Below are 6,991 nucleotides of genomic sequence, written 5' to 3'. Positions count from 1 at the left end.
AATCAACTCCGTGCGACGGAATCAGAGATCGCTAATTAGGTACAGACCCTAGTATCGATCGTTGCGGTGCTATGCGGCGTTCAAGGGCTGTGGTTCTGAACAGATCTTGCCATCCCAGCCTGGCGGCGACTTGATGCAGCGCGAAGGGTACCGCACCAAACTCGGCAATCCCGACGACGTTGCGGCCATGCCGGACGGTTATCCCGTGGACACCAAGCGGCGGACCTGAAAACAACGTCCACAGCGCGGGGCGATGTTCCGACCGGCGCACTCTCCCGATCTGGTGGCTCATGAGAACCGTACTCAGGCTGACACACGCCACCCAAGAGGGTGAACAGCGTGAAGTGTTACATTTTGAACAGAAGATCATGCCGATGAACGATGCCCATCAGCCCGCACTCGAATATTCACGTTGGCCTGGGCTGGCGTGATTGTTTGAAAGCGCTGGATGCCGCGCGACGAAGGCATAATTCGCAGCAGCGAGCTTGAAAGACGCGGCACGGAGCTGGGAGGAAGGCTGCTTATGACAAAAGTTGCGATCGCTTTCTTGATCTTCGCTCGTTTCGGCTCGAGTGCATCGGTTGAGACGTGCAGCCAAGCAGCTGTCCATGGCCGCGAGCGCGCGGCGAAGCAGACTGATAATCGAGAGAAATGCGAAGCGGCGGGCCTGAACTAAGAAGCGAGGAATCCCTTGCGTCCAAGACGGACGCTCAAAAAATTTAATGTAATAGCGTTTGACTCCAAATGACGGAGAGTGTCAACTTCACTGTACGGGCAGGCAGGCTGGTTGCCGATTAGACGAAAACATTTTCAGCCCGAGGGGACGCGCGGTTTGCTCACGCTCGTCCCCTTTTTAATGCGCAGTTTAGGGATGGAGATGCAGCTACCTCACTGGCTTATTTTGGCGGGCAGCATCCTTACTGTCCTTGGTATTGTCGGCGTGATCGTTCGTCGACCAAGCTAACATCTTAAAGTGTCGGCTCGTGGAAGCAACGAGCGCGCGTTGCGATGACCTAAGTTTGGGCCGTCCCCTAGTCCACACCCACGACAAGCTGTGGCTCGGCGCCTTTCCTAACCGCTAGCTCGACATTCGACGCAAGCTAACGCGCACGTTTGTATGGCCGTTATGCGCACTGCCAGAATCATCAGTCCGCCGATGTCCGGCGGACTGCAAACACTACCCCCGTGAGCTGCATAAGGCCGAAGTCGCCATGAGCATGCCGAGCGGAATGCGGCCGAGGCGCGCGATACGACCGACAAGTTACCGGCGACGGCGCGGCGGCTTGTTAAGGTTTCCCGGCAGATCCGTTTCGGCTGACCGATCCTTCGATCGTTCGAGATGTCATCGGACTTCGTCTCTTCCGAACCTCGCCGTCCAGTCATCCCTGGAATTTCGATCGGGCGACTCTCTTTCCACAAGCATATAGACGAACGCGCGAAGCTGGAGCATCAGATCGAGCTTGCCGCAGAGGCAGCCGCCAATATTCGCGATGAGGCTCCGCCACACGGTTGAGACGTTTTGCTGACGAACTGAGGCGGAGGCTATTTCCATTCAGTCGAGACCAACAGATCAAGATGCGAGCGCAAGAGCTCCTCTGGGAGCAAGCCGGACGCCCGGTGGGACGCGATCTGGATTTCTGGCTTAAAGCGAAGCGGGAAATCAGGGGGTGGTCCGAGAAGCCATCCGCTTAGACCCACAATAGCATCTTATCAGTCTAGAGCTCGCCCTGAGGAGTGATCTGCGCTAAGATGTCTGTTCGAGGAGACCGAAGATGCGAGTGACAATTTTCTTGCTTTTATTGATAGCCGCACCAGCTTCAGCCACAACGTGCTCTGAGGCCGTTCAGAATTGCATTTCCGCCGGACACGGTAAGAACATCGCCGCCGGCTGCAGACAGGCAGGGGCCGCCTGCATGAAGACTGCTCGATTCACAGGCCCAGTCACCGGTACGCGATGGGACAATCTTGTGCGGCACTAGCGGCCACCCGGCGACAGACACTCGTGTTCCAGATACGGTGAAAGCACTGCTGCCTGAACTTTGGCAATTCGTGCTGACAGCAGCGAGCACCCACGCGCCATCAAAATTGCCTCCGCCCCTCTCCGGCGAATAGCAAGGCTCCCTTTTCGAAGACTACGTTGGCTTTGCTGAGGGCTCTGACGATGCTGGCGCGCGCTGGTGAGAACCGGAAAGCGACTTCTCGTCATTCCCAATACTGCCGCCTGCGCTAACTCAGCCAATCCGTCACAGCCTTAGAAGCAAAATCGATTGGTCAAGAAATCGGCTTCAGCACGTCCGATAGTGGCGCGGTTTTTCTCCATGCTTTCGTTGCCTCTCTGTACTGGAGTCTCAATAAGGCCCTCTCAATTAATTTGCAGGACTACTCTGGCCGGCAGTGCGCGTAACCTTTGTCGCCTTCATGACGACAAACCGAGAATCGGAGTGAGGTTTTACAAGGAAAAGAACCCAAACGATGAAGGCACAGCATAGCACGCTCACCAAGAGCGTCTTCCTGTATGTGGCCTGGTCGGCGCTGTGGAATGTATGGTTCATCAAAAGCCCATCAGCGCGAGCGCGATGTAGGCCGCAATTCCGACAGGGCCGATCATCAAAACAAACAGCAGGCAATAAAGAAAAGGCTTCATGTGCAGCCTCCGAAATGAAGCCATCATCCATTTTCGGAAATGCTCATCAACAAGGAACCGGCCTTAACCTAACCGGGAAAGGTTATTCCGAATAATTTTAATAGAATTCGATGGTTCGGCGTCAGCCGGAATCGCACGCGCGATTTTTCCGCGCAAGATTCCCCTTACTACCTCACGTCCTAAACTTTCCCCCGAAACGCTATGGCCCTCGACGATGCACGCTGACGTCGGAATACGCATGCTCACCACGCGAGCTGTACCGGCCTCAGGATTTGGACGACGGCAAGTTGCTCAGCAAGGTCTCCCAGGACCCCATGAGCGGGGATGCAGTTAGCCCTGCTCGTTCGCAAGCGATTGCTCAAGCGAGTCTGTCCGAACAGAGATTTTCGAACCAGCTAACGATCATCTCGAACCTATGCATGAATGCGCTACGTGGAACGGTATGCTCAACAAAGAAAAGCCCGCCGACCTGGGAGTCGGCGGGGGAGTTCACTGAGATAGCGATCGGTCAGACCACCGATCGCGGCCCGACTATAGCAGAAGGCCCCTCAGAGTGAACCGGCGGACGGGAGGACCAAAGCGACTAGCGCTTAGTGACCATGCCCGGGCGGTCCATTGCCCCCGGGTCCGTGGCCATTAGCTCCGCCATTGCCGTTGCCTTCCCCGGGCCCTGGAGGTCCGTTTCCGGGTGGCCCGTGACCGGGAGGACCGTTGCCGCCCGACCCATGGCCGCCAGCTGCATTCGCCGCGCCGCCGCCCCCCTTCTTCCCAGGACCGCCGCCGGGCCCCTTGCCCGGAGTGTCGGGCGCATCGGCCACAGAGATCACCGCTGGACCGACCACGGATGACGGAGGCGCCCCACTGCTTCCAGCCCCAGATGCACCGCTTGCGGTGCCTCCGCCATTGCCCGGACTACCTTGGCTCGTCGCGGTCGAAGCAAGCGCGCTCGCTCCGCTTTGCCCGCCGCTCCAGACCGAGGTGTTGTCATGAGCCGCCGATGCTGCTCCCCGGCCGTTGGCGATTGGCGGCGTCGTGCCATGGGCAAGCCCGTTTGTCACCTTGTGGAAGTTGAGCTTGACCTCGCCGAGCGCCGTGCTGATGCGCAAGCCACCCGTCTTCTGCCCGCCGGGCAGATGGGTCGCCACGGCCGCCGTGGGCCTGATTGGGTTTGCCGCCGCGCTCTGTCTTGCGCCTCCAGTTTGGGCGCGTTGCGGCGCCGTCAATCCACCCTTCGGAACCATGATCGGCGATACGCTGGGCGTGCGCGGCTTGCCTTGCTCGATCGGATTAAAGGTGCCCGATCCGCTCAGCACCAGGCCGGGCCTGCCATTCGCCGAGGTCGTGGCTGCCTGGCCAGGCATCACCTGGGCAATCTGGCCAGTCCTGAAGTCGGAGACCTCGACCTGCCCGCGCTTCACGTCAACACTGGTCGACTTGTCGCCGACCGTGACAATGAACTGCGTGCCCTTCACCACCGCGGCGAGATACGGCGTTTCGACTTCGAAGTGCTTGACGCTTTTCTTCTCGACGTCGAGCAGGATCGAACCCGCCTGTTGGAGAATAGTTGTGGCCAGCCCGTCCTTCTTCTCCTGGGGAATACCAATGACGGAGTTCGGCGAGATCAAGATGCTCTCTTCGCCCCGCGCCAGGAGCACGCGGCCGTTGCGGCCAGTCCGGATCGTGTCGCCCGGCTTGAGCGCGTCTTCCCGCTTCAGCGTTGCAGGCTGCGCGCCGGTTGCAGAGATCCAGACCTCTCCGGAGGATTTTCGAACCTGCCAAACGCCATCGTCTCCTGCCAAGGCAGCGCTTGCATCGGTGAGCACCAATGCAAACACCACCGCACCAAGCAGTCCCATTCTGCGTCCCATCCAAGTTCCCTCATTGCCACCTTTGCGACGCTGACGTTGCGACGATTTCCTATTGAGCGATCAGGAAGCTTTAGAAAACGTTAGGACGTCTCACTAGGCCGCGCCGGCTGAAAAATTGAGCCGAGCTCATCTTCAGCATGCCTTGTGTGCACTTTTGAACCGGTGCACAACACGCATGACCATAACAAATGTGAAGGCAATAGCGACCGCCAGTCATAGTTTGAGAATTTCGGCTCGAGCAAATCAAATTCCCACAATTCGTTATTGAAGAAATGGACTAGCAAGAACATGGTTTGCTCAAGGCGTTAGCTACGGAAGGACATCGTCCGGATGTCATCGCACACAGGCTGATGCGCACCGAGGCTGCAGTTCGAGTACGAGCCTGCAACACAGCATTCCGCTGCGTCTTGTCACTCAGAAGAAGAACAATCGAAAGGTATGAGGTGCAACTCTCCCAGAGGGCCGGCGGTAGCCTTGACCCTCCGAGGTGAGTTTGCCAGCTGACGGAGCTATTTGGCGAAGTCGAAGGTGCGCTACCGGAAACTCCAACGAACAGTTCGGAGGCCCGCAGATGTGGACCCGAATTTGTTCGGCCTTGTTGAATTCAAGACTCGCTTTAACGACGCCTGTGCGAGTGACATAGGCAACGACAGTCCCATCATACGTTTGGGTGAAGATCGCTTAAGCTAAGCGCCGAATACTGCCACAATCTATCTGTCCAGTAGGCTCGCAAACCTTCGTTGCCGACGATGGTTTCATGCCATCGCAGCCGCAGTGTACCGCGGCATTCTCGACGTACATTTCCTGCATAGCTTCAAGGTTGCCGGCGCGGAATGCATCGGGCCAAGCCACCGCAGCGGCCATCGGGTCAAAGGACGTTTCCCCACCACAAGCCGTCGAGGCGTGCTTATTAATTCCGCTCTTGTGAACCAGCGGTGAATCCTGGGGAGTATGGTATCCTGTAGTGCTCCGGAGACGAAACGAAGTTCCTGCTGGCTGGCATTTTCTCGACCAACACTCCGTTAACTCGCATTTTCCGGTCGGCCGTCCTATCTTTCAATTATGCGCATCGCTTTCGAGTTTTGCTTGCTAACGAAGGGAGCAAGTTTCCCCCCGTGCCGGATTGGATCCACGAAGTAAAGTACGACGGTTATCGCCTCCGAATCGAGCGCGATCGCAATCGCGTGCGCCTCTTCACTCGGAACGGTCACGACTGGACGAGGCGCTTTCCCTTTATTGAGAAGGCCGCTCGCAAGATCAAGCAGACCCCGATTTGTCCTTGATGGTGAAGCCTGTTGCTCGGTGTCGATGGCGTGTCAGACTTCAACGCGCCCTGCACTCTCGCAATTGCGATTACGAAGTTCAGTTCTGCGCCTTCGATATTTTGGTCGACGACGGTGATGACGTGCGCAAGCTGCCGCTAAGCATGCGCAAGGTGAACCTGGAGCGCGTGCTCAGATGACGGCGGGAGTGATTTTCGTCGATCCCCGCGAGCGCGGCGAGATCGGCCGAGAGCGGTATGTTCGCACCCGCTTGCTCCACAGTGCAAATACGTATTCTAGAAGGTTCGTTAGCGATTTAGGACCGGGTTTATGGAACACCTAACTGCCCAAAGTGTCGAACTGAGTACGCAGTAGGAAAAGTAAACACCCGGAGGCGATCAAAACACGACCTTTGCTGTGAAGTGTGCGGCACCGTCTTGCAGACCTTCGCACCGTGATTTTTTCTCGGTGCGTGACGCTTTCCTCCGCTCTCGCAATCGAGAAGCGAGATGCCGCCAGTACCGAGGAAACGGAAGCGGTGGCCAAGAGCTGGAACATCATTGCAACTCAGGCCCTCAACCGCAGCATTACGACGCACAGTTGTTCAGCGATCTGCCGCAGCTACGGCGGCTCTGGGGCAACATGCCAAACTGACGTGCCTGCGACTTCAAGACCGATGAACGTCTTTCTGGGTGAAATGACGACCGGCATCAGGCTCGCTTGTGGCCTAACTCAGATGGTCCCGACAACTTGCTTGCGAAGCGCGCCGCAACATCTTTGCCGCGTTCGACCAGGACCGTCATCTTCGGCGCTGCGAGCCTAGCCCCGCCGACGGGCGCGATGCTTAGCATCACGAGGACACGCAACCAACACCCGCAAAATCATCCACCAAAGAAGCGAGGTCCACGCCACCGTCAGGTAATGTTGCGCAACTTCTCCATCATCATCGTCCCAACCTCGATTGGACGCCCGATCTTCAAGACCCCCCGAACATTGTGGGGTCTCCGTGCATAAACCCGGCCGCCCCAAACCGTACCCATATCGATTTTTTCTTCCGTACCTGCCTAGACAGCCGTTCGGTGCTCACCGTTGATTTCTCGTAACGTCGAGTTAGGCGGGCTCAGAAACGATCTAATTTTGCGTGTCATTGCCCTTCGGCAAGCGTTCGCCGCGTTCACGCGGGGCGGGGCGTTCGGACGGATCGCGGCCGAGCTTGG

3 protein-coding genes are annotated in these 6,991 nt (G+C 57.6%); 2 read left to right on the top strand and 1 reads right to left on the bottom strand.

Going from position 1 to position 6,991, the window contains the following annotated elements:
- Positions 1-1,575 precede the first annotated feature (1,575 nt).
- Positions 1,576-1,692, top strand: coding sequence for a DUF2934 domain-containing protein (locus Q0687_RS26770; protein WP_298883730.1), 117 nt, complete (start codon positions 1,576-1,578; stop codon positions 1,690-1,692).
- Between the two features lie 1,542 nt (positions 1,693-3,234).
- On the opposite strand, the gene Q0687_RS26765 is transcribed toward Q0687_RS26770, so the two are convergent.
- Complete coding sequence (locus tag Q0687_RS26765; protein ID WP_298883727.1) at positions 3,235-4,500, bottom strand: FecR family protein; 1,266 nt, start codon at positions 4,498-4,500, stop codon at positions 3,235-3,237.
- 1,127 nt (positions 4,501-5,627) lie between these two features.
- Here Q0687_RS26765 and Q0687_RS26760 point away from each other — a divergent pair.
- Complete coding sequence (locus Q0687_RS26760) at positions 5,628-5,795, top strand: hypothetical protein (RefSeq protein ID WP_298883724.1); 168 nt, start codon at positions 5,628-5,630, stop codon at positions 5,793-5,795.
- The last annotated feature ends 1,196 nt before the right edge of the window (positions 5,796-6,991 follow it).

Origin of the sequence: uncultured Bradyrhizobium sp. (genome assembly GCF_936928535.1) — a bacterium.
Classification (GTDB): domain Bacteria; phylum Pseudomonadota; class Alphaproteobacteria; order Rhizobiales; family Xanthobacteraceae; genus Bradyrhizobium.
The sequence above is the reverse complement of the archived record's forward strand: the minus strand, read 5'-3'. Positions and strand labels throughout refer to the sequence as shown.